Raw genomic sequence first — 24,962 nt, 5'->3', positions numbered from 1 at the left:
CTAGTCGGGGGCGGAAGGGGGCACTATGACTGGGTGGCTGGCGTCAGGTCGTCGTCGTCCCACGGGCTGCACTCCCCCCGCCCGGCAGGCAGGGCAGCCCGTGCGCTGGCCCGCGCGCTGCACCTGCCGTTCACCGGAACGGCCCGCGGCATCCGCAAGGCCACCCACGCCCACGGAGCGGGCGAGTCCGGCCTGGGCAAGCTGATCGAGCTGCACGCGGTGAACGGCGCGGGCGACGTCCTGATCACCATCTCGCTCGCGTCCACGGTGTTCTTCTCCGTGCCGACCGACGAGGCCCGCGGCCGCGTCGCGCTCTACCTCGCCATCACCATGGCGCCCTTCACGCTCCTCGCCCCCGTCATCGGCCCCCTCCTGGACCGCCTCCCCCACGGCCGCCGCGCCGCGATGGCGGGCGCGATGCTGGCGCGGGCGCTGCTCGCGCTGATCCTGTCGAGCGCGGTGGCGACGGGCGGCCTGGAGCTGTACCCGGCAGCGCTCGGCGTGCTCGTCGCGTCGAAGGCGTACGGCGTGGTCCGCAGCGCCGTGGTGCCCCGGCTGCTGCCGCCCGCCTTCTCGCTGGTGAAGGCGAACTCCAGGGTGACGTTGAGCGGGCTGCTCGCGACGGGTCTTGCCGCGCCCGTCGGGGCGGGGCTGCAGGCGCTCGGGGCGCGCTGGCCGCTGTACGGGGCGTGCGTGGTGTTCATCGCCGGGACCGTGCTTTCGTTCACGCTGCCCCGCAAGGTGGACTCGGCGAAGGGCGAGAGCAAGGCGCTGCTCGCGGCGGACGAGGAGCACCTGCGGCTGGCCCGCGCCAGGGACCGCGGGGACTCGACCCGCCGGAGCCGCCTCGGCCTGCGGACGGTCGGCCCCGCCGTGACGCACGGCCTGGCCGTCAACGCCGCGCAGCGCGGGCTCTCCGGCTTCCTGATCTTCTTCCTGGCCTTCCTGCTGCGCGAGCATCCGCTCGGCGGGCAGAGCGCGGCGGTGTCGCTCGGCGTCGTCGGGGTCGCCGCGGGCACGGGCAACGCGCTCGGTACGGCCGTCGGGGCGTGGCTGAAGTCGCGCGCGCCCGAGATGATCATCGTGACCGTGGTGGCGGTGGTGCTCGGGGTCGCGGTGTGCGCGGCGCTGTTCTACAGCCCCGTGGGCATCGCCTGTCTGGCGGCCGTCGCGGGTTTCGCGCAGGCCCTGTCGAAGCTGTCGCTGGACGCGCTGATCCAGCGGGACGTGCCGGAGGCGGTGCGCACCTCCGCGTTCGCACGCGCCGAGACGCTGCTCCAGATGGCCTGGGTGGTCGGCGGCGGCATCGGCATCGCCCTCCCCCTGAACGGAACGCTGGGCCTCTCCGTGGCGGCGGCGATCGTGGCGGTCGGCTGGCTCCCGACGGTACGGGGCCTGTTGGCGGCGGCCCGCCGGTGAGGCAGCCGCAGGGTCTTGGCCTAGCCGGGCAGCCGGACGACGGGCCGCGAGCCGCCAGGTCGGGGCCGGGCCGGGTCACACGGGTGGGCGGGTGGGAGGGGAGGCCCGCCGCGGTAGCGGTGGGGCGGAGGGCCGCGCCGGAGGCGGCCCGGCGGGGCGGCCGGTATGGGCCCAGGGGCCAGGAGATAGCCTTCCGCCATGACCTCCCTGGTACCCCGCTCAGCGCGCAGCCGCCGCGCCGTCGCCTCCCTCGGCGCCGTCTCCGCCGGACTGCTCGTCCTGTCGGCCTGTGACAAGCCGACGCCGCTGGCCACCGTGACGGTCGGCAGCAAGTCCGTGCACTCCGAGGCCTCCTGCTACAAGGACGGCAAGGAGCTCACGCAGTCCGCCGTACAGGACTGCCTGAAGGACACGAAGGACATCAAGTCCATCACCGTCGACCCCGACGAGAAGGTCCGCTTCGGCGTCGACCCGGAGATCGCCGACAAGGGCTGGACGCTGCTGATGAACGGCCAGCCCCTGACCGAGGCCAGCAAGAAGACGTACGTCGTCATCCCGGGCAGCGTGTTCTTCAACCAGCAGTACGGCGGTGGCGGCTCCAAGACGATCGTCAGCCTCCTCGAGGGCGGCAAGAGCGAGAGCGGCGCGCCGAAGGCCACGGGCCTGTGGTCGTTCAAGCTGAAGAAGGACAAGGACGCCTGACCCTGACCGGGACCGGGCGGGGCCCACGCGTCCTGGTGGCCACCGCGGTCCCCGCCGAACGGGACGCGGTGGCCTCCGGCCTGTCCGCCGGAGCCCGCCCCGCGAGCGGCACCGGCCGCGTGGACGTGCTCGCCGTCGGCGTCGGCCCCGCGGCCGCCGCCGCGGGCACCGCGGCCGCGCTCGCCACCGCCGCCGCGCACGGCACCCCGTACGGCCTCGTGGTCTCCGCCGGCATCGGCGGCGGGTTCCTGCCGGACGCGCCGGTGGGGTCGCTGGTCGTCGCCGACGCCGTGACCGCGGCCGATCTGGGGGCCGAGACCGCCGACGGCTTCCTGCCGGTCACCGAGCTGGGCTTCGGCCGGGTCACGTACGAGCCGCCCGGCGCCCTCGTCCGGGAGCTGGCCGCCGTGTCGGGCGCCGCGACGGGCACGGTCCTGACGGTGTCGACCGTCACCGGTTCCGCCGAGCGCGCGGCCGGGCTGCGCGCCCGCCATCCGCGTGCGCTCGCGGAGGCGATGGAGGGCTTCGGCGTCGCCGAGGCCGCCGCCGTGCACGGGCTTCCCGTGTGCGAGGTGCGCGCGGTCTCGAACCCGGTGGGCCCGCGCGACCGGGCCGCCTGGCGCATCGGGGACGCGCTCGCCGCGCTCACCGGGGCGTTCGGGAAGTTCGCGCCCGTACTGGAGAGTTGGAACAGGCATGACTGACACCGCCCCCGGGCCCCTGCGCATCGCGTACTCGCCCTGCCCCAACGACACCTTCGTCTTCGACGCCTGGGCGCACGGCCGGGTGCCGGACGCGCCCGCGCTCGACGTGACGTTCGCGGACATCGACATCACCAACGGCATGGCCGAGCGCGGCGAGTTCGACGTGCTCAAGGTGTCGTACGCCGTGCTGCCGTACGTCCTCGACGAGTACGCGCTGCTGCCCTGCGGCGGCGCCCTCGGGCGGGGCTGCGGTCCGCTGGTGCTGACCCGGGAGCCGGGCCTCGACCTCAGCGGCAAGAAGGTCGCCGTGCCGAGCGAGAGGTCGACGGCGTACCTGCTGTTCCGGCTGTGGGCGGCGGACGTCCTCGCGGACGGCGTCGGGGAGATCGTGGTGCTGCCCTTCGACCGGATCATGCCCGCGGTGCGGGACGGCGAGGTCGACGCGGGGCTCGTCATCCACGAGGCGCGCTTCACGTACCAGAACTACGGCCTGCACCGGCTCGCCGACATGGGCGAGCACTGGGAGGCCACGACGGGCCTGCCGATCCCGCTCGGCGCGATCATCGCGAAGCGGTCCCTCGGCGAGGACGCGCTGCGGGGGCTCGCGGACGCCGCGCGGGCGTCGGTGCGCGCCGCGTGGGACGACCCCGAGGTCTCGCGTCCCTACGTCCTGGAACACGCGCAGGAGATGGATCCGAAGGTGGCCGACCAGCACATCGGCCTGTACGTCAACGAGTTCACGGCGGACCTGGGCGAGGACGGCTACGCCGCGGTGCGCGGGCTCCTGACCCGCGCCGCAGCCGAAGGCCTGGTACCGGCCCTGGCCCCGGGGGCCCTGGCGTTCCCCTGATCCTGGGGGCTCCTGATCCTGGGGGCTCCGCCCCCAGACCCCCGCTCCTCAAACGCCGGAGGGGCTGGAAATCCAGCCCGTCCGGCGTGCCACGAGGGTCCTGTCACACGTCCAATTGGTCGGCCACCGCGCGCAGCAGTCCCGCGATCTTCGCGCCGGAGGCCTTGTCGGGGTAACGCCCCTTCTCCAGCATGGGGGTGATGTTCTCCAGGAGGGTGGTGAGGTCCTGGACGATCGAGGCCAGTTCGTCCGGCTTGCGGCGCTGGGCCGCGGCGACCGACGGCGTCGGGTCGAGAAGCGTCACCGAAAGGGCCTGGTCCCCCCGCTGGCCGGCGACCACGCCGAATTCCACGCGCTGGCCGGGCTTGAGTGTGTCGACGCCGTCGGGCAGTACGGAGGAATGCACGAAGACGTCGCCGCCGTCGTCGCGGGAGAGGAAGCCGAAGCCCTTCTCGCTGTTGAACCACTTGACCTTGCCGGTAGGCACGTGAAGTCCTCGTCCTCGTACTAGTCGTCGTATCGGCGGCACCGCGCCGCCTTCGGCGTGGACCCTCCGGTCCCGTCCGCCGGGCGAAAACGGCTCTGGATAGCACTACAGCGGGTCGCACGACCCGCCAGCACCAAGACTATTGGTCCCGGGGCCGGTGACAAGACGTCCCCGGTTTCTTCCTTCGCGCTGGGAACTACCCTGGTCCGGTGCGTGACAAAACCCAAGCGAATTCCACCGGACCGGGCGACGGCCTCGTCCGGATTGGCGCGATCGTTTTCTTCGTCGGTGCCGTGGCCACGCTGGTCACGGTGGCTCCGCTGTTCCTCGGCGGCGACCCTTTCCCGCCCGTGGCCTATGCGGTGTGCATGCTGATGGGCGTGGGTTTCCTCATCGCCGGGGCAGGCGTGTTCCGCTCCATCGCCGTGCAGCGGCGTCAGGCCAGGTCAGCGGCGGGCCGCTCGGCCACGTGAGCCGCGAGCCAGGCCGGGAACTGGCTCAGATCGCCGAGTACGACGTCGGCGCCCGCCGCGCGCAGTTCCTCTGCGTCGCACGGCCCGGTCGCCACCGCTACGGAGAGCGCGCCCGCCGTACGCGCCCCGCGTACGTCCCCGGTGTGGTCGCCGACGTACACGGACGCCCCGTACTCGTGCAGGGCCTGCGCCTTCCGCTCCGCCCACAGGTTGCCGACCACGGCGTCCGCCGCGATGCCGAGGTGCTCGATGTGGAGCTTGGCGTTCGGTTCGTACTTGGCGGTGACGACCACCGCGCGGCCGCCCGCCGCGCGCACCGCGTCGACGGCCGCGCGGGCGCCGGGCAGCGCGGGCGTCGCCGCGATCGCGTATGTGGGATACATCTCACGGTAGAGCTCCGCCGTCGCCGCGACCTCGGTGGCCGGAAACCAGTGGGCCAACTCCTGTTCGAGGGGCGGCCCGAGGCGGGTCACGGCCAGGTCCGCGTCCACGTGCACACCGGTCCGCTCGGACAGCGCCACGTAACAGGCGTGGATGCCGGGCCGGGAGTCGATCAGGGTCATGTCGAGGTCGAAGCCGACGGTGAGCGCGCCGCCGTCCCGGGTGGTCCGTGCAGTCCGTGAGGTCATGGCGCCCATTGTGCCGGGGGGCCGGTGGCCCGGGCGGGGCGGCCGGACCCCCTTATGCTTCTTAGCCAAGCCTTACCAATCTTCGCCCCGTTCCGCGGCGGACCCCCTGCCGCCCCGTCCTGCGAAACGAGCCAGCCGATGCGTGTGAACGCCAGACGCGCCGTCGCGATGACGGCGGCCGTCGTGGCCCTGCTGCTCGCCGTCCTGTTCAGCCTCGCCGTCGGCGCCCGCGCGATCGCGCCGTCCGCGGTCCTCGACGCCCTGCTGCACGGCGGGCACGGCGACGCCGCCGAAGTGGTCCGCGAGATGCGCGTGCCGCGCACGGTCCTCGGCGTCATGGTCGGCGCCGCGCTCGCCGTCGCGGGCACCGCGCTCCAGGGCATCACCCGCAACCCCATCGCCGACCCCGGCATCCTCGGCATCAGCCAGGGCGCGTCGGTCGGCGTGGTCGTCGCCATCGCGTACGCGGGCACGCACACGCTCACCGGCTACGTCTGGTACGCCTTCACGGGCGCGGCCCTCGCGGCCGTCGCCGTCTATGCGATCGCCGCCAGCGGCCGGGGCGGCGCGACCCCCGTCAAACTCGCCCTCGGCGGCGCCGCGATCAACGCCCTGCTCGTCTCCGTCACCACGGGCATCCTCACCACCCGGGCGTCCGCGCTCGACGAGTTCCGCTTCTGGCAGGTCGGCGCGCTCTCCGGACGCGAGGCCGCGATCGTCGGCCAGACCTGGCCGTTCCTGCTCGCCGGGCTGCTGCTCGTCCTTTCCGTCGCCCGCGGCCTCGACGCCCTCGCCCTCGGCGAGGACGTCGCCAAGGGCCTCGGTCAGAACGTCGCCCTCGTCCGCGTCGTGGGCGGCCTCGGCGCCACCGTCCTGACCGGCGTCGGCGTGGCCGCCGCCGGGCCCATCGCCTTCATCGGCCTCGCGGTCCCCCACATCGCCCGCGCCGTCATCGGCAGCGACCACCGCTGGGTGCTTCCGCTCGCCGCCCTCCTGGGGCCCGTGATGCTCCTCGTCTCCGACACGGTGGGCCGGATCGTCTTCCCGCCGAGCGAGGTCCCCGCGGGTGTGATGACCGCCCTCATCGGCGTCCCGTTCCTGGTGACCCTCGTCCGCAGGAAGGCGGTGGCGGCGTGAGCCCCGACGTCCTCGCCGCCCCGCGCCGGGTGCGGCCCGCCGGGTACGCGGTCGTCCGCCTGGGCCGGGCCACGTTCCTCGCCCACCGCAGGGCGGCCGTCGTGGCCACCGTCCTCGCGCTGCTCCTCGCGGCCGCCTGCCTGGCGTACCTGTGCGTCGGCGAGACCTACGTCCGGCCCGTCGAGGCCCTGAAGGTCGTCCTCGGCAGGCCCTCGGCGGACGAGCTGGTCGTGGGCACCCTCCGCGAGCCGCGGATGACGGTGGGGCTGCTCGTCGGCGCCGCCTTCGGCGTCGCGGGCGCGCTCATCCAGACCGTCGCCCGCAACCCCCTGGCCAGCCCGGACATCATCGGCATCAGCCAGGGCGCGAGCGCGGTGACGGTCGCCGCGATGACGTTCGGGCTCACCTCGTACACGGTCCTGCCGTATCTGTCCGTGGCGGGCGGCGTCGCCGCCGCGCTGCTCGTGTACGCGTTCGCGTGGCGCGGCGGCCTGCACGCGACGCGGTTCGTCCTGATCGGCATCGGCTTCGCGATCGCCCTGCGGTCCGTGACCACCCTCTTCATGACGAAGGGCGACTACCTCGTCGCGCAGCAGGCGCAGATCTGGATGACGGGGTCGCTGAACGGCCGCGGCTGGCCGGAGGCCCGACCCCTCGCCCTGACGCTGCTCGTCCTCCTGCCGTGCGTGGCCTGGGCGGCCCGCGCCCAGCGCACCGTGTCGATGGACGACGACACGGCGACCGCGCTCGGCGTGCGGCTCGGCCGGGTGCGCACCGGGCTCGTGCTGCTCGGCGTCGTCCTGGCGTCGGTGGCGACCGGGGCCGCGGGGCCCGTCGACTTCGTGGCGCTGCTCGCCCCGCAGATCGCCCGGCGCCTGACCAGGACCGCGCAGATCCCGCTGGTCAGCTCGGCGCTGCTGGGCGCGCTCGTCGTCGTCCTCGCCGATCTGCTCGCCCGGCGGCTCTTCTCGCCCACCGAGCTGCCGGTGGGGGTCCTCACGGCCGCCGTCGGGGCGCCCTATCTGATCTGGCTCATCGTCCGCAGCCGTTCCGTCCACAAGGGAGGCACCGCGTGAGCGCCCCCGCCGGCGCGCGTCTGACCGCGCGCGAGCTGACCCTCGCCTACGAGGACCGTACGGTCGTGCACGCGCTCGACCTCGCGATCCCCGACGGCGCGGTGACCGTCGTCGTCGGCCCGAACGCCTGCGGCAAGTCGACGACGCTGCGCGCGCTCGGGCGGCTGCTCAAGCCGAAGGGCGGCGCCGTCCTGCTCGACGGCGAGGAGCTGGCGAAGCTGCCGACGCGGCGCATCGCCCAGCGGATCGGGCTGCTCCCGCAGACGCCCGTCGCGCCCGAGGCCATCACCGTCGCGGACCTGGTGGCGCGCGGCCGCCAGCCCCACCAGCGGTGGTGGCAGCAGTGGTCGGACGCCGACGAGCGGGCCGTCACCGAGGCGATGGAGCGCACCGACGTGACCGCTCTCGCCGAGCGGCCCGTCGACGAGCTGTCGGGCGGGCAGCGGCAGCGCGTGTGGATCGCCATGGCCCTCGCGCAGGAGACCGAGCTGCTGCTGCTCGACGAGCCGACGACGTACCTGGACATCTCCCACCAGGTCGAGGTCCTGGACCTCGTACGGCAGTTGAACCACGACCGGGGGCGGACGGTCGCGGTCGTCCTGCACGACCTGAACCAGGCCGCCCGCTACGCCGACCACCTCGTCGCCATGAAGGAGGGGCGGGTGGTCGCCGAGGGCGCGCCGCGCGACGTCGTGACGGCGGAGCTCGTCCGGGACGTCTTCGGCCTCGAGTGCGTGGTCGTGCCCGACCCGGTGACGGGCTCGCCGCTGGTGGTGCCGGGCACCCCGTGGCGGCCCGCGGCCCCGGCTTCGGCTTCGGCTTCGGCTTCGGCTTCGGCTTCGGCTTCGGCTTCGGCTTCGGCCCCAGAGGATCGCCCGGCGCCCGCGGACCGTCCCGCCCCCGCAGACCGTCCGGCCCCGGAGGACGAGAAGCCCTCCCCCGACGAAAGGCCCCCCTCATGAACCGCAGCTCCCGCCGCCGCGTCCGTACCGTGGGCGCCCTCGCCGTGACCGGCGCGCTCGCGCTCGCCGGGTGCGGTTCGTCCGACGACGACAAGGACGCCGGCTCGGGCAGGACGCATGTCGTGAAGACCGCCATGGGCGAGGTGAAGGTGCCCTTGGCGCCCGAGCGGGTCGTCGTGCTCGACACCGCCGAGCTGGACTCCGCGCTCACCCTCGGCGTGAAGCCGGTCGGCGCCACACACACCGACGCGTCCAGCGGCTTCCCCGGCTATCTGCCGAAGGACCGGCTCGCGGGCATCAAGGACGTCGGCGAGATGATGAACCCGAACCTGGAGGTCATCGCCGGTCTCAAGCCGGACCTGATCCTCACCTCCAAGATCCGCCACGGCGCGAAGTACGACCAGCTGAAGCAGATCGCGCCGACCGTCATGACGGAGACCACCGGCTACCCCTGGAAGGAGAACTTCCGGACGCACGCGGACGCGCTCGGCAAGAAGGCCGCGGCGAAGAGGACCGTCGCCGCCTACGACGCGCACGTCAAGGAGGTCACGGCGGCGATCGGCGGCCCGGCGAGGGCCAAAGCCACCGAGGTCAACGTGGTGCGCTTCGTCCAGGGCGCCGACATCCGCATCTACGGCGAGCAGTCGTACATCGCCACGATCCTCAAGGACGTGGGCCTGGGCCGCGCGCCCGTCTCCCAGAAGGCCAAGGACGGGTTCTCCTACGACGTGAGCCCCGAGAAGATCGACCTCGCCGACACGGACGTCATCTTCCGGTCGACGTACGGCGATCCGAAGAAGGCCAAGCAGACGCAGACCGTGAACAGCGGCCTGTGGAAGAACATGAAGGCGGTCAAGTCCGGCAACGTCCACGTCGTCGACGACGAGCTGTGGCTCCAGGGCATCGGCTACACCGCGGCCGACAAGGTCCTGGACCAGCTGAAGACGGCGCTGGCGAAGAAGAAGTAGCCGCCGCCGTACGGGAGTCCGCCCGGGGCGGCCGCACGGCTACTCGGGCTTGCTCCGCTGCGACCGCCACACGAGGAACAGGGCGGAGGCGACGGCCGCCGCCCTGACCACCCACGGCCAGGCCTCCTCGATCGCCGCGTTCATCTGGCCCTTGGCGATGGGCTCGCCCCACTTGCCCTGCGACCGGCCCCACAGCCAGGCGATCCCGCCCGCGATCGTGAGCGCGGGCACGGCTATCACCGCGCCCTTCTTCTCCGCCGGGCTGAGCTTGCGGGAGAACCAGGCGACGATCCAACCGCCGCCGAGCGCGAACCAGTTGCCGATGACCGCGCCGACGACGAGCGCGGCGGCGGCGAGCAGCAGGACGGGGTTGCTGAGGGAGCGGACACCGGCGAGCACACCGGCCCCGGCGGAGCCATCCGGAACCGACTCTTCCGCGCCGGGCGCTTCCTCGCCGGGGGACTCCTTGGCGGCAGGGCCCCTGGCGGCGGGACCCTTGGCCGCAGAGCCCTTGGCGGCAGGACCCTTGGCCGCGGGGCCGCCCTTGGTGAGCGGTGTCCTCCTGGCGGACGGCGCGTCCTTCGTCAGGAGCGGGAGTATGCCGAAGCGGCGGCGGCGCGCCTCGTCCGGCGCGGCCTCCTCCTCGGCGTCCTCCTCGGCATCCTCGGCGGCTTCGGAGTCCTCGGCTTCGTCGGCGTCTTCGTCCCCGTCCTCCCCCCGCTCCGTACCGGTCCCCTTCTTCTCCAGGTCCGTGGGCGGCCGTCGCAGCATCTCGGGGATCTCCACCCCGCCCACGAACCCGTACACGGTGTGCGCGCCCTCCTCCGGGACGCGCTCCACCCGCCACCAGTCGGGTTCCAGGTCCGGTGCGCTGTCGCCGAGTTCGTCGGTGCCCGCGAGGTGCGGCGGGGCGGGGCGCCGCGGCTCGGGGGCGGGCGGGCTCGCGGGCCCCGCCGGAGCGGCGGCCCCGGCGGCGCGGCGCGGGCGCGGCACCACCCGGCGCGGACGCCTGGGCTCGCGCGAGCGGGACGGAGCAGGCGACGAGGGCGCGGACGCCGCGGGCGGAGGGGACGCGGCGGGCGCGCCCGTGGTGTCGGCGGCGGCGGTGACCAGCTCGTCCGGGGAGCCGATGCGGTCCAGGATGCGCCGGACCGCGGCGGGGCTGTCGGCGGCCTTGGCGCGGCGGCGGTCGATCTCGCCCCGGAGTTCGGACACGAGCCGCATGCGCGCGGCGGACGACAGCTGGCGCTGCTGCGCGAGGTCGCCGACGCGGCTCAGATAGTCGAAGACGAGCTGGTCGCTCTCGATCCCCACGAAGTTCCCTCCGGGGCTGCGGTGTTGAGGTGGGCCCGGACAACGAAGTTACCGCGCCGCCGCGGACCGGCGGATGACGGCCCCTGGGCGGCGGGGTCCGGCCTCAGTCGTCGGCGAGCTCCGCGACGCCCGTGACGCGGTGCAGCGGATAGGTGCGAACCTCGTCCGCCGTGTGGTCGTACGCGGTGACGAAGCCGCCCTCGACGCGGACCGGGGCGATGACGCGCTGGCTCGCCGCGCCTTCGGCGTTGACGTAGCCGATCCACAGGGCCTCGCCGGTGAGGACGGCGGCCTGCACGGTGGCGAGGGTCTCGGCGGACGTGGTGCGGGGCAGTTCCCCGGTCGCGGCGGGCGCCGCCTTGCGCGGGGTGGTGGAGGCGAGGTCCCCGGCGCGGATGGCGCGTACGGCGGCGTCGATGAGCGTGGCGTCGGGCAGCGGCGGCCCGTCGGGGACCGGCTCGGGGGCGGTGCGCGGCGGGGTCCGGTGGCTGTGCGCGCGGGTGATCAGGACGTCGCCCTCGGCGCTCTCGGCGGCGGGCGCGAAGCCCATGACGCGCAGCCCTTCGAGGAGCGTGGCGGGGTCGGCCTGGGCGGCGAGCACGGTGCCCGCGAGACGCCGGAGCCGCAGCCCGTGGGCCCGCTTGTCCGCGAGGATCTCGTCGAGCACGCCCTCGTCGTCGCACCGCACGTACGCGGAGGCGGCGCCGACGCGCAGATGGCCGTGTCTGCGGGCCACGTCGTCGATGAGGTACGCGAGGGGCTGCGGGACGGGCGTGCGGGAGTGCGCGGCGAGGAACGCGTGCAGGTCGGACGCGCTCTGCCCGGTGTCGAGCGCGCGGCGCACGGAGCCCGGCGTGAACCGGTAGACGGTGGCGCCGCCCTTGGACTCCACGTCGGCGAGCACGGCGAGGGCGTCCGCGAGGGGGCGGCGCAGCGGCCCCGGGGCGACCGCGGTGAGGTCGGCCTGGAGCAGGACGTGGTCGAGGGGTTCGGGGAGCAGCGGGGCGAGGAGCCGGGCGGCCTCGGCACCGGCGGCGGCGCGCTCGGCGGCGGACGGCGGCGCGCCCTGCGCCAGGGGGTCCGCGGAGGGCCGCCCGGCGAGCAGCGCGCGGCCGTGGGCGGCGAGCGCCCCGCGCCCGGTGACCCCGAGGAGTTCCGCCTCGCTCAGCGTCCAACGGGCCAGGCGGGCCCGCGGCTCCGTGGCGCCGCCGCCGGAGGGGCGCTCCCAGCGCAGCCGGTCGAGCACGGACTCCTCGGTGGGCGCGGCGCCTTCGGGCAGGCCGGCCAGGAGGGTCAGGACGCGGTGGCGCACCTCGGGCGCGGCGGAGCGGTCGAGCCCCGGGCCGAGCGCGGACAGGGTGCGGTCCTTGCTGTCGCGCCCGCCGACGAGGCCGGGGGTGCGGGTGGCCTCGTACCAGGCGGTGGCGAGCCGGGCCCAGCGTTCGGCGGCGGGCAGCTCCTGCCAGCTGTCGTAGGCGGGGGTCGCGGCGTAGCGCTCGTCGGCCTCGCCGTCGGCGGCCAGGAGCCCGGCGGCGTAGGCGAGTTCGACCCAGAACGCGGCCTGGGGCTCCGCCACGCCCAGGGCGACGGCGGTCCGCTTGAGGTCCCGGACGCTCAGGCCGCCCGCGCGCAGGACCGCGGGGCCGCCCTCGTCCCAGTCCTTGAGCAGCTCCTCGACGGTGGCGAGCGCGGTGTAGGCCTGCCCGGCCGCCGTCGCGTCCACCACCTGGGGACCGTGTTCGCGCGCGACCTCCACCGCCGGGGGCGACGGCTCCAGGACGCGGTGGGCGCGGCCTCCGCGCAGGTGCAGCGCGGCCTCGCGGGGCAGGACGACCGTGCCCGGCGCGGTGGGGAGCAGCAGGCCCCGGTCGAGCAGCCACCGCAGATGGGGGGCCGGGTCCGCGGTGACCTGCCCGTACGGCGGGCCCCACACGAGCCGGGACAGGACCTCGACGGACTCGGCGGGCGCCTCGTCAAGGAGGCGGGACATCCGCTTCTGGTCGGTGAAGAGCGCGGTGAGGGACTCCACGGCCGACACCGCGTCGTGCGTGGAGGAGAGCCCGGCGGCCGTGACGACGCTCTGCACCCGGCCCGGCGACATCCCCGCCGTGGCCTCCGCGACGGTCGGGCCGAGCCCCGTCGGCGAGGGCCGCTGCGGCGTCGGCGCGAGCAGCTCGCGCGCGGTGCGCACCAGGCGCAGGCGGCTCTCCGCGCCCCAGACGAGCGCCTGCCTGCGCAGCGTCGTCAGGGCCCGGTCGACGGCCTCGCCCGGCGCGGGCGCGAGCAGTCCCGCGAGTTCCTCGTACGACGCCGGGTCCGGGGCCACGGCCAGGGCCTCGGCGACCTGCTGCGCGAACCGGTCGAGGCGTTCCAGGGCGCGTACCACCGACGCCCGCGTGCCCGCGCGGGTGGCCAGCTGCGTCAGGTCGTTGGGCACGGGGCTGACGAGGTCGGGCCGGGATCGCAACAGCGCGACGAGCGTCGCGTCGTCGCTCGCCCGGAGGGCTTCCGCAAGGGAACGGGGGGCTTCCGGGGTACTCATCCTGGCAACGGTAGCGGGTCACCGGCGGGCGCCGGTGTGCCGTGCCGCACGCGCCCCGGCGGGCGAGCGGGGCCGTGCGCCCCCGCGGGCGGCCCGGGGTCCTGACGGGTCACTAGACTGGCTAGAACGTTCTTTTCAGAAAGGCCATGGCAGCTCCGGTGTCCGAGTCCCGCCCGCACGCTCTGTTCTCCTTCGGCACGCTCCTGGACGAGCACGTCCAGACGACCCTGTTCGGGCGCGCCGTGCCCAGCTCCCCCGCGGCCCTCGCCGGGCACGCGACCAGGCCCCTGACCATCACCGACCCGGACGTCATCGCCACCAGCGGCCTGGACGTGCACCTGACCCTGGAGCGCCGCGTCGGCGCCGAGGTCGAGGGCGCCGTCCTCCGCCTGACCGACGCCGACCTCGCCGCGGCCGACGCCTACGAGGTCGACGACTACGTGCGGCGGCGGGTCCGCCTCTCCTCCGGGGAGAGCGCCTGGGCCTATCTGGACGCGCGGCCGCTGCGCCCGGCGGCGCGCATCGTGATCGTCGGCGACAGCATCGCCTACGGCCGCTGCGACCCGTACGGCGGCTGGGCCGCGCACCTGGCGGCCGCCCACATCGCCGCGGACGAGAGCGCCCACCGCGTCTTCAACCTGGCCATCCCCGGCAGCACCCTCGCCGACGTCGCCGCGCAGACGCCCGCGCTCCTCGCGCCCCGGCTGCCCGACACCCTCCTGGTCGCCGCGGGCATCAACGACTCCGCCCTGCCCGGCGGCCTCGACCGGCTCGCGGACCACCTCGGCACCCTGGCCGACGCGGCCCACGCCCACAACGCCCGGCTCGTCGTCGCGGGCCCCCTCTGGCTCGACGAGTCGCGGACCGCCGACTACGAGGGCCTGTGCTTCACCGAGGCCAGCGCCCTGCGGCTGCGCGAAGACCTGCGCTCCTGGTGCGCCGGGCACCACATCGACTTCCTCGACCTGTGGGACCCCCTGCACACCCGCCCCGACCTCCTCACCGACGGCCTGCACCCCACCCCCGAGGGCCACAAGACCCTCTCGGTGCACCTGGCGACCCTGACCGGCTGAACCCGGCGCCCGCCGAGCACGGCGCCCCGGCAGCGGGGCGCCATGCGGCACACTGGAGGTTTGGCCGCCCGGCTGACCTCCAGCAGTGATCGCAGCAGAAAGGGCCCTGAAGTCGTGAATGGACCCCTCATCGTCCAGTCGGACAAGACGCTCCTGTTGGAGGTCGACCACGAGCGGGCCGACGCCTGCCGTCGTGCCATCGCGTCGTTCGCCGAGCTGGAACGCGCCCCTGAGCACATCCACACGTACCGCGTGACGCCGCTCGGGCTGTGGAACGCGCGGGCGGCGGGGCACGACGCCGAGCAGGTCGTGGACGCCCTGGTGGAGTTCTCGCGGTACCCGGTGCCGCACGCGCTGCTCGTCGACGTCGCCGAGACGATGGCCCGCTACGGCCGGCTCACGCTCAGCAAGCACCCCACGCACGGCCTCGTGCTCACCACCACGGACCGGCCGGTCCTGGAGGAGATCCTGCGGTCGAAGAAGGTCCAGCCGCTCGTGGGCGCCCGGATCGACCCGGACACGGTCGTCGTGCACCCCTCCGAGCGCGGCCAGATCAAGCAGACGCTGCTCAAGCTGGGCTGGCCCGCCGAGGACCTCGCCGGGTACGTCGACGGCGAGGCCCACAAGATCGACCTCAACGAGGACGGCTGGGCGCTGCGGCCCTACCAGCGCCAGGCCGTCGAGGGCTTCTGGCACGGCGGCAGCGGCGTCGTCGTGCTGCCCTGCGGCGCGGGCAAGACCCTCGTGGGCGCGGGCGCCATGGCCGAGGCGAAGGCGACCACGCTGATCCTCGTCACGAACACCGTCTCCGCCCGCCAGTGGAAGCACGAGCTGATCAAGCGCACCTCGCTCACCGAGGACGAGATCGGCGAGTACAGCGGTACGAAGAAGGAGATCCGGCCCGTCACGATCGCCACGTACCAGGTCCTGACGACCAAGCGGAAGGGCATCTACCCGCACCTGGAGCTCTTCGACTCCCGCGACTGGGGGCTGATCCTCTACGACGAGGTGCACCTGCTGCCCGCGCCCGTCTTCAAGTTCACCGCCGACCTCCAGGCGCGGCGCCGCCTCGGGCTGACCGCGACCCTCGTCCGCGAGGACGGGCGCGAGTCGGACGTCTTCTCGCTCATCGGGCCCAAGCGCTTCGACGCGCCGTGGAAGGAGATCGAGGCGCAGGGGTACATCGCGCCCGCCGACTGCGTGGAAGTGCGCGTCAACCTCACCGACAGCGAGCGCCTGTCCTACGCCACGGCGGAGGCCGAGGAGAAGTACCGCTTCTGTGCGACGACGGCCACGAAGCGGAAGGTGACGGAGGCGATCGTCCGGAAGTTCGCGGGTCAGCAGATCCTCGTCATCGGCCAGTACATCGACCAGCTGGACGAGTTGGGCGAGCATCTGAACGCGCCCGTGATCAAGGGTGAGACGTCCAACGCCCAGCGCGAGAAGCTCTTCGACGCCTTCCGCGAGGGCGAGATCTCCGTGCTCGTGGTGTCCAAGGTCGCCAACTTCTCCATCGACCTGCCGGAGGCGACGGTCGCCATCCAGGTCTCGGGCACCTTCGGCTCGCGGCAGGAGGAGGCCCAGCGCCTCGGCCGCGTGCTGCGCCCGAAGGCCGACGGCCACCAGGCGCACTTCTACTCCGTGGTCGCCCGCGACACCATCGACCAGGACTTCGCCGCGCACCGCCAGCGGTTCCTGGCGGAGCAGGGGTACGCCTACCGCATCGTCGACGCGGAGTCGCTGCTCGCGGAGTGAACGGGGCGAACGGGACGGCCGGGGCGGGCGGAGCGGAAGGGGCTGCGTCAGCGGCGGCGGACGCCCGCCTCCTCCGCGTACTCCCCGAGGACGACGACGCCGACGACGGCGCCCATGAAGACCTTCGCGGCGCGCAGGGCGTCGCCGACGCGGTGCGGACGGTGGGCCTCCGAGACGGCGGTCGCGCCGTCGGCGCGGCGCGGGCCGCTGGAGGGGGCGGACAGGGACGCGGGGGTGATGACTGCGCTGCTCATGTCTCCATGGTCGTTCCCGGGGCGCCCGCACACATCGGCCTGCGGGTCTAACCGCCCGGGTCCACCGGTACGACTCCGGGCCCGCGCCCTCTACACCTCCGGATGGACGGCGACCCTGAGGGCCGTCTCAGGGATGAGTCAGGGTTCGCCTTCCGGACCAGGAGGTCCACCGGAAATCCATTGGTGCCGCCACGGGCCGCTCACCTAGGATTCCTCCTTCCCCGCCTCCCGCCCACGGAGCGCCGCCGCCCGGTCGGAAACCGGCGGCCCCGAGTCACGCACCGAGAACGTCCGTCACCGGAGGCAGCACCGTGAACGCCGTATCCGCCGACCCGCTCGCCCGCGAGCGGGCCCATCTGACGTCCTCCCGCGCCGCGCTGCGCGCCATGCGGGAGGACGTCGAGGCCCTGGACATCCGCGACGTCACCGCGAACTGGGTCAACGCCGAGGTCCTCCAGGGCCAGATCGACGACCGCATCAAGGCCCTCGCGGACCTCGCGCACACCCCGCTGTTCTTCGGCCGCCTCGACTACGCGCACGCGCCCGGGGCCGAGGAGGCCGAGGGGGCTGAGGGCGAGCAGTTCTACATCGGGCGGCGGCACGTGCACGACGCCCACGGCGACCCCATGGTCATCGACTGGCGCGCCCCCGTGTCGCAGCCGTTCTACCGGGCGTCCAAGAAGGACCCGATGGACGTCACGCTGCGCCGCCGCTTCGGGTACACCGGCGGCGAGCTGACCGCGTACGAGGACGAGCACCTCACGGACGCGACCGAGGCCGAGCAGGTCAGCAAGCTGCTCCAGGAGGAGATCGAGCGCCCGCGCGTGGGCCCCATGCGCGACATCGTGGCGACGATCCAGCCCGAGCAGGACGAGATCGTCCGCAGCGGGCTCGCCGGTTCGGTGTGCGTGCAGGGCGGCCCCGGCACCGGCAAGACCGCCGTCGGCCTGCACCGCGTCGCCTACCTCCTCTACGCCCACCGCGAGCGGCTCGCCCGCACGGGCACGCTCGTCATCGGGCCGAACCGTTCCTTCCTGCACTACATCGAGCAGGTCCTGCCCGCGCTCGGCGAGCTCGAGGTCAAGCAGGCCACCGTCGACGACCTGGTGGCGCACGTGGAGGTGCGGGGCACGGACGACCCGGCCGCCGCCCTCGTCAAGGGCGACGCCCGCATGGCCGAGGTGCTGCGGCGCGCGGTGCGCTCGCACGTCACGCCGCCCACCGAGGGCGTCGTGGTCGTCCGCGGCTCCCGGCGCTGGCGCGTACCGTCGTACGAACTCGACGACATCGTGCGGGAGTTGCAGGCCCGCGACATGCGCTACGGCGCCGCGCGCGAGGCGCTGCCGCAGCGGATCGCGCACGCCGTGCTCGTCCAGATGGAGCGGTCGGGCGAGGCGCCCGACGACCGCGTGCAGGACGCGGTGGCCCGCAACGCGGCGGTGAAGGCCGCCGTCAAGGCGATCTGGCCGCCGGTCGACCCGGCGAAGCTGGTGCACCGGCTGCTCGCCGACGCGGAGTTCCTCGCCGCGCACGCCGAGGGGGTCCTCACCGGGGAGGAGCAGCGGGCGATCCTGTGGGCGAAGCCCGCGCGGACGCCGAAGAGCACCAAGTGGTCCGCCGCGGACGCGGTGTTGATCGACGAGGCGTCGGACCTCGTCGCCCGCACCCACTCCCTCGGCCACGTCGTCCTCGACGAGGCGCAGGACCTCTCCCCCATGCAGTACCGCGCGGTGGGCCGCCGCTGCACCACCGGATCCGTCACCGTCCTCGGCGACCTGGCGCAGGGCACCACGCCGTGGGCGACGCCGACGTGGGCGGAGGCCCTCGGCCATCTGGGCAAGCAGGACGCGGTGGTGGAGGAGCTGACCGCCGGTTTCCGCGTGCCGCGCGAGGTCATCGCGTACGCGTCGCGGCTGCTGCCCGCGATCGCGCCGGGCCTGACGGAGGTCGCCTCGGTGCGCGAGTCGCCCGGCTCCCTGGAGGTCCGCGAGGTCGGGGCCGACGGCCTGGACGCGGCGGTGCTCGACGCGTGCGCGCAGTCGCTGCGGCGCGAGGGGTCCATCGGCCTCATCGCGGCGGACGCGCGGATCGCCGCGCTCGCCGGCGCCCTGGACGCGGCGGGCGTCCCGCACCTGGCCCCCGGCGAGGAGACCACCGCCGAGGCCCGTCTCACCCTCGTGCCCGCCTCGCTGGCCAAGGGCCTGGAGTACGACTACGTGGTGCTCGACGAGCCCGCCGCCGTGGTGGCCGGCGAGCCCGACGAACGCACCGGCCTGCGGCGCCTGTACGTGGCCCTGACCCGAGCGGTCTCGGGCCTCACGGTGCTCCACACCGGGGCCCTGCCCCCGGCCCTGGGCTGACGCCGCCGGGGCTCAGGAGTCGACGGCCGCGCGCCAGGTGGCCACGGACTCGGCCGACAGGGCCCGGTCCCACCCGTGGGGCCGGGCCGCGCCGCCGATGTGGAAGGCGTCGAGCCCCGCCGCCTTCAGCCGCGCGAGGTGTTCGAGCCGGAGCCCGCCGCCCACGAGGATGCGCGGCTCGTACCCGGGCTCCCCGGCCCGCGCGGCCTCGCCCACCAGCGTGGGCAGCCCCTCGTCGACGCCGCCCGCGGCCCCCGCCGTGAGGTACGTGTCGAGTCCGGGCAGGTCCGCGAGCTGCTTGCGCAGGGCGTCGCGGTCGGCGGCCCGGTCGACGGCGCGGTGGAAGGTCCAGCGGCAGCCGTCGAGCGCGTCGACGATGCGCTCGACGGCGGCCAGGTCGGCCCCGCCCGTCTCGTCGAGGAAGCCGAGGACGAACTCGTCGGCGCCCTCGGCGCGCAGCTCGCGCGCCCGGCGCACCAGCTCGTCGACGTCCCCGGCCGCGAAGCCGTCGGCGACGCGCAGCATGACGCGCAGGGGGATGTCCACGGCGGCACGGATCGCGGCGAAGTCCGCGCGGGACGGCGTGAGGCCGTCGGCGGCCATGTCGGTGACCAGTTCCAGCCGGTCCGCACCTCCGGCCTGGGCCGCGATCGCGTCCTCGGCGTCGAGGGCGATCACCTCCAGGAGTGCGCGCTTGCTCATGGGTGCCTTCCTTCTGGCCTTCTGCGGGCCGGCGTCGCGCCGGCAGTCGCACCACAGAAACACAGGTCTAGTCCAATTACCAGGGTACGCGCAGATCACCCCGGCGCGCGGCGGAGGCGCACCGGGGCGATCAAGCCACATGGGCTCGGATGGGTCAGCTCAGTGGCTGGAAACCGCGCAGCCGGAGGCTGTTGCCGACCACGAAGACCGACGAGAAGGCCATGGCCGCACCCGCGATCATCGGGTTGAGCAGTCCCGCGGCGGCCAGCGGCAGCGCCGCCACGTTGTAGGCGAAGGCCCAGAAGAGGTTGGACTTGATGGTGCCGAGGGTCTTGCGGAAGAGCCGGATCGCGTCGGCGGCGGCGCGCAGGTCGCCGCGGACGAGGGTCAGGTCGCCCGCCTCGATCGCGGCGTCCGTGCCCGTGCCCATCGCGAGGCCCAGATCGGCCTGGGCGAGGGCGGCCGCGTCGTTGACCCCGTCGCCGACCATGGCCACCGAACGCCCCTCGCCCTGCAGGCGCTTGACGACGTCGACCTTGTCCTGCGGCAGGACCTCGGCGATGACGTGCTCCGGAGCGATGCCGACCTCGGCGGCCACCGACTCGGCGACGGCCTTGTTGTCACCGGTGAGCAGGATCGGCGTGAGGCCGAGCTCGCGCAGGCGGCGGATGGCCTCGGGGCTGGTCTCCTTCACGGCGTCGGCGACTTCGAGCACGGCCCGCGCCTCGCCGTCCCAGGCGACGGCGATGGCGGTGCGGCCCGCCGCCTCGGCCGCGTCCTTGGCCTTCTTCAGGTCCGCGGGCAGGTGGATCACCCACTCGGCGAGCAGCTGCTCGCGCCCCACGAGCACCGCGTGCCCCTCGACGACGCCCTGCACACCGAGCCCGGGGACGTTCGCGAAGTCCTCGGGGGTGGGCAGCGGGCCCGCCCCTGCGCTCGCCCCCGCGGCCACGGCCTGGGCGATCGGGTGCTCGGATGCGTGCTCCAGGGCGCCCGCGAGCCGCAGGACGTCCTTCTCGTCGGTGCCCTCGGCGACGTGCGTGGCGAGGAGGGTCATCTTGCCGGTGGTGACGGTGCCGGTCTTGTCCAGGACGATGGTGTCGACGCGGCGGGTGGACTCCAGGACTTCGGGGCCCTTGATGAGGATGCCGAGCTGGGCGCCGCGCCCGGTGCCGACCATGAGCGCGGTCGGCGTGGCCAGGCCCAGGGCGCACGGGCAGGCGATGATCAGTACGGCAACGGCGGCCGTGAACGCGGCGGTCAGACCCACGCCGTTGCCGAGCCAGAAGCCCAGGGTGGCCACGGCGAGCGCGATGACGACGGGTACGAAGACCCCGGAGATGCGGTCGGCCAGGCGCTGCGCGGCGGCCTTGCCGTTCTGCGCGTCCTCGACGAGCTTGGCCATCCGGGCCAGCTGCGTGTCCGCGCCGACGCGGCTCGCCTCGACGACCAGCCGCCCGCCGACGTTCAGGGTCGCGCCGGTGACGGCGTCGCCCTCGCCGACCTCCACGGGCACGGACTCGCCGGTGAGCATGGAGGCGTCCACGGCGGAGACGCCCTCCACGACGCGCCCGTCGGTGGCGATCTTCTCGCCGGGCCGCACCAGGAACCGGTCCCCGACCTTCAACTCACTGACTAGAACGTTCTTTTCAGTCCCGTCACGAAGGACGGTCACGTCCTTGGCGCCCAGTTCGAGCAGCGCCTTCAGGGCGGCGCCCGCCTTCCGCTTCGAGCGGGCCTCGAAGTACCGCCCGGCGAGGATGAACGCGGTGACGCCCGCCGCGGCCTCCAGATAGATGTTCCCGGCGCCGTCGGTGCGCTCGATGGTCAGCTCGAAGGCGTGCGTCATGCCGGGCTCCCCGGCCGAGCCGAAGAACAGCGCCCACAGCGACCAGAGGAACGCCGCCGAGGTGCCGACCGAGATCAGCGTGTCCATCGTGGCCGCGCCGTGCCGGGCGTTGGTGTAGGCCGCCTTGTGGAAGGGCCAGGCGGCGTACGTCACCACGGGCGCGGCGAGCGTGAGGGACAGCCACTGCCAGTACGTGAACTGGAGGGCGGGGACCATCACCATGGCAATGACGGGCACGGACAGCAGGACGGCGGCGACAAGGCGCTGCCGCAGCGGCCGCAGCGCGGCGTCCTCGTCCTCGGCGTCCGGCTCTCCCCCGCCCCCCTTCTCCGCGCGGGGCGGCGCGGGTTCCTGCGCGGTGTACCCGGTGGCCTCGACGGTGGCGATCAGATCGGCCACGGCGAGGCCGTCGCCCTCGAAGCTCACCTTCGCCTTCTCCGTGGCGTAGTTGACGGTCGCCTCGACGCCGTCCATGCGGTTCAGCTTCTTCTCGATGCGCGCCGCGCAGGAGGCGCAGGTCATGCCGCCGATGGAGAGTTCTACCTGGGTAGTGGACATGTCCTCTGCTCCTCGTGACGCGCTCTGCCCGGGTACCCGGGGCCGGTATGCCTGACGAGGATCATTTATACCCCTGGGGGGTATCGAGCGCAAGGGAGATCCCGACTTGACTTAATACCCCCCAGGGGTATTGTCGACGGCATTCCCAGCGACCCACTCACAAGGAGCCGACGCCATGAACACCGGACTGAAGATCACGGCCTTCGCCGCGGCCGTCGCCGCGACGTTCGGCACCACGTACGCGGTGGGCGCGAGCGTCGACACGGTGGGCAAGCCGGTCGCCCACACCGAGGAGCACGGCGAGAAGACCGCGCAGGGGAAGAAGGGCCGCGCGGACGGGGACCACACCCCGGGCGGCCTCCAGATCGCGGCCGACGGCTACGCCCTGGACCTGAGGACCCCGCGCGCCCGGGCGGGCGACCGCACCGACCTGCGCTTCAGGATCCTGGCGTCGGACTCGGGCCGCCCCGTGACCCGGTACGCCGAGGACCACGGCAAGGAGCTGCACCTGATCGTCGCCTCACGCGACCTGACGACGTACCGGCATCTGCACCCCACCCGGGCCGCCGACGGCACCTGGTCGACCCCGGCGACGCTGCCCGCGGCCGGGGACTACCGCGTCTTCGCGGACTTCAGGCCCGAGCGGGCGAAGGAGAAGGTGACGCTCGGCGCGGACCTGGCGGTGACGGGCGCGTACGCCCCCGCGCCCGCGCCGGAGCCGTCGGCCACGGCGAAGACCGCGGGCGGCTACGCAGTGCGCCTGGACGGCGCCCTGACCCCCGGCGAGCCGGGCGAACTGACCCTGCGCGTCACCCGTCGGGGCAAGCCCGTCACCGACCTCCAGCCGTATCTGGGCGCGTACGGCCACCTGGTCGCGCTGCGCTCCGGCGACCTCGCCTACCTCCACGTCCACCCCAACGGCGAGCCCGGCGACGCCACGACGAAGCCGGGCCCGGAGGTCTCCTTCACGGCGACGGCGCCGAGCGCGGGCACGTACCGCCTGTTCCTGGACTTCCGGCACGAGGGGAAGGTGCGGACCGCGGCGTTCACCGTACGGGCGGGCGGGGGCGAGACCCGGCACGCGGGCGCCACCACCGGCGGCCACGGCCACTGAGCCCCGCCGCCCCCGCCGCCCCGGTCCGGCCTCAGCCGAAGATCGTCAGCTCACCCTCCGTCGCGCCCGCGAGCTCGAACCGGGCGTCCCCCAGCGGCCGCCCCGCGTACAGCCGGACCAGCGTCGGCGCGTCCCCGATGTACCGCGCGGGCGGCCGGCGGCCGTCGCTCACGCCGAGGACCAGCGGCTCGTCCAGGCCGTCGACGTCGGCGTGCAGCGGCAGCGCCGCGCGCTGCCTGCTGAAGGCCGCGAGCAGCGGAAGGGCGTCATCGAGCCCCGCGCCGCCGTAGGCGCCGGGCAGCCCCCACGCGTCCCGTACGTCACCGGCGTGCACCCACTCGCCGAGCGCGACCCCGTCGAACAGGCCCTTGCCCGCGGCGATGGCGGCGCCCGCGTTCGTCATGCCGTGCTCCAGCTCGTCCAGGACGCGCGCGACGGGCCAGTCGGCGCGCTCGGCGATGTCCCGGTCGTTGCCCTCGGCGGTGAACACGCCCTCCTCGAACCGGCTCTCGGTCACCCGGGTGAGGGCGGCCGCGCAGTGCGCGAGCAGGTCCCGGACCGTCCAGCCCGGGCAGCAGGTGGGCGCCGCGAACGCGGCGTCGTCCGCGGCGCGCAAGAGGGGCATCAAGGCGTCGCGTTCGGTACGCAGGAGTCGGCCGGGGCGGTCGGATTCCAACGCCGCGCCGGGCGTCGAGGGCTCGCTCGTCATGCCGGCCACCCAACCGCCCCGAACGCCACTTGGCAACGCCCCCACCCCAGCCTCTTCCCCACCAAGCCCCAGCCCAACGGCCCAAGAACGGGCAGCCCCCCGGGGGCCGCGCCAGCTGCGGACAGCCCGACAACACGCAAGCCGCCGGGCCGGGACGGACCCGGGGCCACTGAGCCAGGAACAGGCATCCCACCCACCCCTCCACCACGCCGGCAGCGGACAGCCGAACGACAACGTGCAAGCCGCCAGGCCGGGGCCGAGCCAGGTCACTGGGGCAGGAACAGGCAATCCCACCCACCCCCCACCACGCCAGCAGCGGACAGCCGAACGACAACGTGCAAGCCGCCAGGCCGGGGCCGAGCCAGGTCACTGGGGCAGGAACAGGCAATCCCACCCACCCCCCACCACGCCAGCAGCGGACAGCCGAACGACAACGTGCAAGCCGCCAGGCCGGGGCCGAGCCAGGTCACTGGGGCAGGAACGGGTGGGCGGGTGGGAAATCCGCCGCGGTAGCGGCGGGCAGCCGAACGACGGCCGGGAGCCGCCAGGCCGGGCCGGGCAGGGAAGCCGCGCCGGAACGGGTGGGCGGGTGGGTGGGAGAGGCCCCCGCCGGGGAAGCCCCCCGGGGGCAGGCCTCGGCAGGGCGGGGCCTGCCCAGAGGGCCGCGTAGGGTCGGAGGTATGGCCGACCCGTACGAAGAGCTCCGCACCCGCTGGCACACCACCCTCACCGCGGCCCGCACCCCCGCGGCGGCCCCGGACCCGGCCCCGTACGCGGACAACCTCCTGGCCCGCTGGGCCGAACCGCACCGCCGCTACCACACGACCACGCACCTCACCGCCGTCCTGGACCACATCGACACCCTGGAACAGCACGCGGACGCCCCGCACTTGGTGCGGCTGGCCGCCTGGTTCCACGACGCCGTCTACGCCCCGGACCGCTCGGAGAACGAGGAGCGCAGCGCCCGCCTGGCCGAGCGGGCCCTGCCGGAGGCGGGCCTGACGGACGAGGACACAGCGGAGGTGGCCCGCCTGGTCCGCCTCACCGTCACCCACGACCCCGCCGAGGGCGACCGCGACGGCGAGGTCCTGTGCGACGCGGACCTGGCGGTCCTCGCCGCGCCCCCGGACGCCTACGCGGCCTACGCGGCGGCGGTCCGCGAGGAGTACGCCTTCGTCCCGGACGAGGCGTTCCGCCGGGGCCGGGCGGACGTCCTGCGCCAACTCCTGGCCCTGCCGAGGCTGTTCCGCACCCCGCACGGGGCCGCGCACTGGGAGGCCCCCGCGCGCGAAAACCTCTCGGCCGAGCTGGCGCTGCTCACGTAG

Annotated in this window: 22 protein-coding genes; 14 read left to right on the top strand and 8 right to left on the bottom strand. The window is 74.3% G+C overall.

The genetic code is table 11. From position 1 onward, the window contains the following. Positions 1-33: 33 nt before the first annotated feature. The 4 genes from AC5WAM_RS22770 (at position 34) to AC5WAM_RS22755 (ending at position 3,675) form a co-directional block, all read left to right on the top strand. The gene (locus tag AC5WAM_RS22770; protein ID WP_495518625.1) at positions 34-1,419 is read left to right on the top strand and encodes an MFS transporter; all 1,386 of its coding nucleotides are present in this window, start codon (positions 34-36) and stop codon (positions 1,417-1,419) included. 198 nt (positions 1,420-1,617) lie between these two features. Continuing rightward, positions 1,618-2,121, top strand: a complete 504-nt coding sequence (locus tag AC5WAM_RS22765; RefSeq protein ID WP_366791278.1) for a DUF2771 domain-containing protein — start codon at positions 1,618-1,620, stop codon at positions 2,119-2,121. Continuing rightward, entirely contained in the window at positions 2,085-2,825 is a 741-nt protein-coding gene (locus AC5WAM_RS22760) for a futalosine hydrolase (RefSeq protein ID WP_495518624.1), read from the top strand. Before AC5WAM_RS22765 ends, AC5WAM_RS22760 begins: the two co-directional genes overlap by 37 nt. After that, positions 2,818-3,675: a 1,4-dihydroxy-6-naphtoate synthase gene (locus AC5WAM_RS22755; RefSeq protein ID WP_138960377.1), complete on the top strand. Its 858-nt coding sequence runs from the start codon at positions 2,818-2,820 to the stop codon at positions 3,673-3,675. Before AC5WAM_RS22760 ends, AC5WAM_RS22755 begins: the two co-directional genes overlap by 8 nt. A 103-nt stretch (positions 3,676-3,778) precedes the next feature. Here the strand turns inward: AC5WAM_RS22755 and AC5WAM_RS22750 are convergent, their stop codons facing one another. Beyond that, entirely contained in the window at positions 3,779-4,162 is a 384-nt protein-coding gene (locus AC5WAM_RS22750; protein ID WP_030363393.1) for a cold-shock protein, read from the bottom strand. A 209-nt stretch (positions 4,163-4,371) separates the two neighbouring features. On the opposite strand from AC5WAM_RS22750, the gene AC5WAM_RS22745 reads away from it, so the two are divergent. Further along, positions 4,372-4,635, top strand: a complete 264-nt coding sequence (locus AC5WAM_RS22745) for a hypothetical protein (protein ID WP_495518623.1) — start codon at positions 4,372-4,374, stop codon at positions 4,633-4,635. Here the strand turns inward: AC5WAM_RS22745 and AC5WAM_RS22740 are convergent. Then, positions 4,599-5,264: an HAD family hydrolase gene (locus AC5WAM_RS22740; protein WP_495518622.1), complete on the bottom strand. Its 666-nt coding sequence runs from the start codon at positions 5,262-5,264 to the stop codon at positions 4,599-4,601. The two genes, AC5WAM_RS22745 and AC5WAM_RS22740, sit on opposite strands and share 37 nt — an antisense overlap. Positions 5,265-5,402: 138 nt before the next feature. On the opposite strand from AC5WAM_RS22740, the gene AC5WAM_RS22735 reads away from it, so the two are divergent. Genes AC5WAM_RS22735 through AC5WAM_RS22720 form a run of 4 tightly spaced genes read left to right on the top strand, consistent with a single transcriptional unit; the run spans position 5,403 to position 9,407 of the window. Next, positions 5,403-6,401, top strand: coding sequence for a FecCD family ABC transporter permease (locus AC5WAM_RS22735; RefSeq protein ID WP_366791274.1), 999 nt, complete (start codon positions 5,403-5,405; stop codon positions 6,399-6,401). Further along, on the top strand, positions 6,398-7,477 hold the full coding sequence (locus tag AC5WAM_RS22730) for a FecCD family ABC transporter permease (protein WP_495518621.1): 1,080 nt from the start codon (positions 6,398-6,400) through the stop codon (positions 7,475-7,477). Before AC5WAM_RS22735 ends, AC5WAM_RS22730 begins: the two co-directional genes overlap by 4 nt. Next, entirely contained in the window at positions 7,474-8,439 is a 966-nt protein-coding gene (locus AC5WAM_RS22725; RefSeq protein WP_495518620.1) for an ABC transporter ATP-binding protein, read from the top strand. The genes AC5WAM_RS22730 and AC5WAM_RS22725 overlap by 4 nt, the downstream gene beginning before the upstream one ends. Further along, on the top strand, positions 8,436-9,407 hold the full coding sequence (locus AC5WAM_RS22720; RefSeq protein ID WP_495518619.1) for an ABC transporter substrate-binding protein: 972 nt from the start codon (positions 8,436-8,438) through the stop codon (positions 9,405-9,407). The genes AC5WAM_RS22725 and AC5WAM_RS22720 overlap by 4 nt, the downstream gene beginning before the upstream one ends. Before the next feature lie 39 nt (positions 9,408-9,446). On the opposite strand, the gene AC5WAM_RS22715 is transcribed toward AC5WAM_RS22720, so the two are convergent. Both AC5WAM_RS22715 and AC5WAM_RS22710 read right to left on the bottom strand, forming a co-directional pair. After that, a complete protein-coding gene (locus AC5WAM_RS22715) occupies positions 9,447-10,721 on the bottom strand; it encodes a hypothetical protein (protein WP_495518618.1) in 1,275 nt (424 codons plus the stop codon). Positions 10,722-10,824: 103 nt separating this feature from the next. Beyond that, complete coding sequence (locus AC5WAM_RS22710) at positions 10,825-13,263, bottom strand: helicase-associated domain-containing protein (RefSeq protein ID WP_495518617.1); 2,439 nt, start codon at positions 13,261-13,263, stop codon at positions 10,825-10,827. 146 nt (positions 13,264-13,409) lie between these two features. Here AC5WAM_RS22710 and AC5WAM_RS22705 point away from each other — a divergent pair, with 146 nt between their 5' ends. Continuing rightward, complete coding sequence (locus AC5WAM_RS22705) at positions 13,410-14,336, top strand: GDSL-type esterase/lipase family protein (protein ID WP_495518616.1); 927 nt, start codon at positions 13,410-13,412, stop codon at positions 14,334-14,336. A gap of 114 nt (positions 14,337-14,450) precedes the next feature. Further along, positions 14,451-16,091: a DNA repair helicase XPB gene (locus tag AC5WAM_RS22700; RefSeq protein WP_366791267.1), complete on the top strand. Its 1,641-nt coding sequence runs from the start codon at positions 14,451-14,453 to the stop codon at positions 16,089-16,091. A 47-nt stretch (positions 16,092-16,138) separates the two neighbouring features. On the opposite strand, the gene AC5WAM_RS22695 is transcribed toward AC5WAM_RS22700, so the two are convergent. After that, a complete protein-coding gene (locus tag AC5WAM_RS22695; protein ID WP_171075778.1) occupies positions 16,139-16,345 on the bottom strand; it encodes a hypothetical protein in 207 nt (68 codons plus the stop codon). A 311-nt stretch (positions 16,346-16,656) separates the two neighbouring features. On the opposite strand from AC5WAM_RS22695, the gene AC5WAM_RS22690 reads away from it, so the two are divergent. Next, complete coding sequence (locus AC5WAM_RS22690) at positions 16,657-18,705, top strand: HelD family protein (protein ID WP_495518615.1); 2,049 nt, start codon at positions 16,657-16,659, stop codon at positions 18,703-18,705. A 12-nt stretch (positions 18,706-18,717) separates the two neighbouring features. On the opposite strand, the gene AC5WAM_RS22685 is transcribed toward AC5WAM_RS22690, so the two are convergent. Together AC5WAM_RS22685 and AC5WAM_RS22680 are read right to left on the bottom strand one after the other, a co-directional pair. Continuing rightward, positions 18,718-19,407 (bottom strand): copper homeostasis protein CutC, encoded by a 690-nt coding sequence (locus tag AC5WAM_RS22685; protein WP_495518614.1) that lies wholly within the window; start codon positions 19,405-19,407, stop codon positions 18,718-18,720. 154 nt (positions 19,408-19,561) lie between these two features. Further along, entirely contained in the window at positions 19,562-21,814 is a 2,253-nt protein-coding gene (locus AC5WAM_RS22680; RefSeq protein WP_495518613.1) for a heavy metal translocating P-type ATPase, read from the bottom strand. Positions 21,815-21,989: 175 nt separating this feature from the next. Between AC5WAM_RS22680 and AC5WAM_RS22675 the strand changes: the two genes are divergently transcribed. After that, complete coding sequence (locus tag AC5WAM_RS22675) at positions 21,990-22,928, top strand: DUF8832 domain-containing protein (protein ID WP_495518612.1); 939 nt, start codon at positions 21,990-21,992, stop codon at positions 22,926-22,928. Positions 22,929-22,959: 31 nt separating this feature from the next. Here the strand turns inward: AC5WAM_RS22675 and AC5WAM_RS22670 are convergent, their stop codons facing one another. After that, complete coding sequence (locus tag AC5WAM_RS22670) at positions 22,960-23,637, bottom strand: maleylpyruvate isomerase family mycothiol-dependent enzyme (RefSeq protein ID WP_366791263.1); 678 nt, start codon at positions 23,635-23,637, stop codon at positions 22,960-22,962. A gap of 680 nt (positions 23,638-24,317) precedes the next feature. Between AC5WAM_RS22670 and AC5WAM_RS22665 the strand changes: the two genes are divergently transcribed. Continuing rightward, positions 24,318-24,962: an HD domain-containing protein gene (locus AC5WAM_RS22665; RefSeq protein ID WP_495518611.1), complete on the top strand. Its 645-nt coding sequence runs from the start codon at positions 24,318-24,320 to the stop codon at positions 24,960-24,962.

It is taken from the genome of Streptomyces sp. JLYT201 (assembly GCF_059448825.1).
Note: the sequence above shows the minus strand (reverse complement) of the source record. Positions and strands in the feature narration are given on the sequence as shown.

Excerpts from the sequence above, each read along its gene's own strand:
- AC5WAM_RS22765 (WP_366791278.1), top strand. The coding sequence starts at position 1,618 with ATGACCTCCCTGGTACCCCGCTCAGCGCGCAGCCGCCGCGCCGTCGCC.
- AC5WAM_RS22755 (WP_138960377.1), top strand. The coding sequence starts at position 2,818 with ATGACTGACACCGCCCCCGGGCCCCTGCGCATCGCGTACTCGCCCTGC.
- AC5WAM_RS22740 (WP_495518622.1), bottom strand. The coding sequence starts at position 5,264 with ATGACCTCACGGACTGCACGGACCACCCGGGACGGCGGCGCGCTCACC.
- AC5WAM_RS22735 (WP_366791274.1), top strand. The coding sequence starts at position 5,403 with ATGCGTGTGAACGCCAGACGCGCCGTCGCGATGACGGCGGCCGTCGTG.
- AC5WAM_RS22720 (WP_495518619.1), top strand. The coding sequence starts at position 8,436 with ATGAACCGCAGCTCCCGCCGCCGCGTCCGTACCGTGGGCGCCCTCGCC.
- AC5WAM_RS22710 (WP_495518617.1), bottom strand. The coding sequence starts at position 13,263 with ATGAGTACCCCGGAAGCCCCCCGTTCCCTTGCGGAAGCCCTCCGGGCG.
- AC5WAM_RS22705 (WP_495518616.1), top strand. The coding sequence starts at position 13,410 with ATGGCAGCTCCGGTGTCCGAGTCCCGCCCGCACGCTCTGTTCTCCTTC.
- AC5WAM_RS22695 (WP_171075778.1), bottom strand. The coding sequence starts at position 16,345 with ATGAGCAGCGCAGTCATCACCCCCGCGTCCCTGTCCGCCCCCTCCAGC.
- AC5WAM_RS22685 (WP_495518614.1), bottom strand. The coding sequence starts at position 19,407 with ATGAGCAAGCGCGCACTCCTGGAGGTGATCGCCCTCGACGCCGAGGAC.
- AC5WAM_RS22680 (WP_495518613.1), bottom strand. The coding sequence starts at position 21,814 with ATGTCCACTACCCAGGTAGAACTCTCCATCGGCGGCATGACCTGCGCC.
- AC5WAM_RS22675 (WP_495518612.1), top strand. The coding sequence starts at position 21,990 with ATGAACACCGGACTGAAGATCACGGCCTTCGCCGCGGCCGTCGCCGCG.
- AC5WAM_RS22670 (WP_366791263.1), bottom strand. The coding sequence starts at position 23,637 with ATGACGAGCGAGCCCTCGACGCCCGGCGCGGCGTTGGAATCCGACCGC.
- AC5WAM_RS22665 (WP_495518611.1), top strand. The coding sequence starts at position 24,318 with ATGGCCGACCCGTACGAAGAGCTCCGCACCCGCTGGCACACCACCCTC.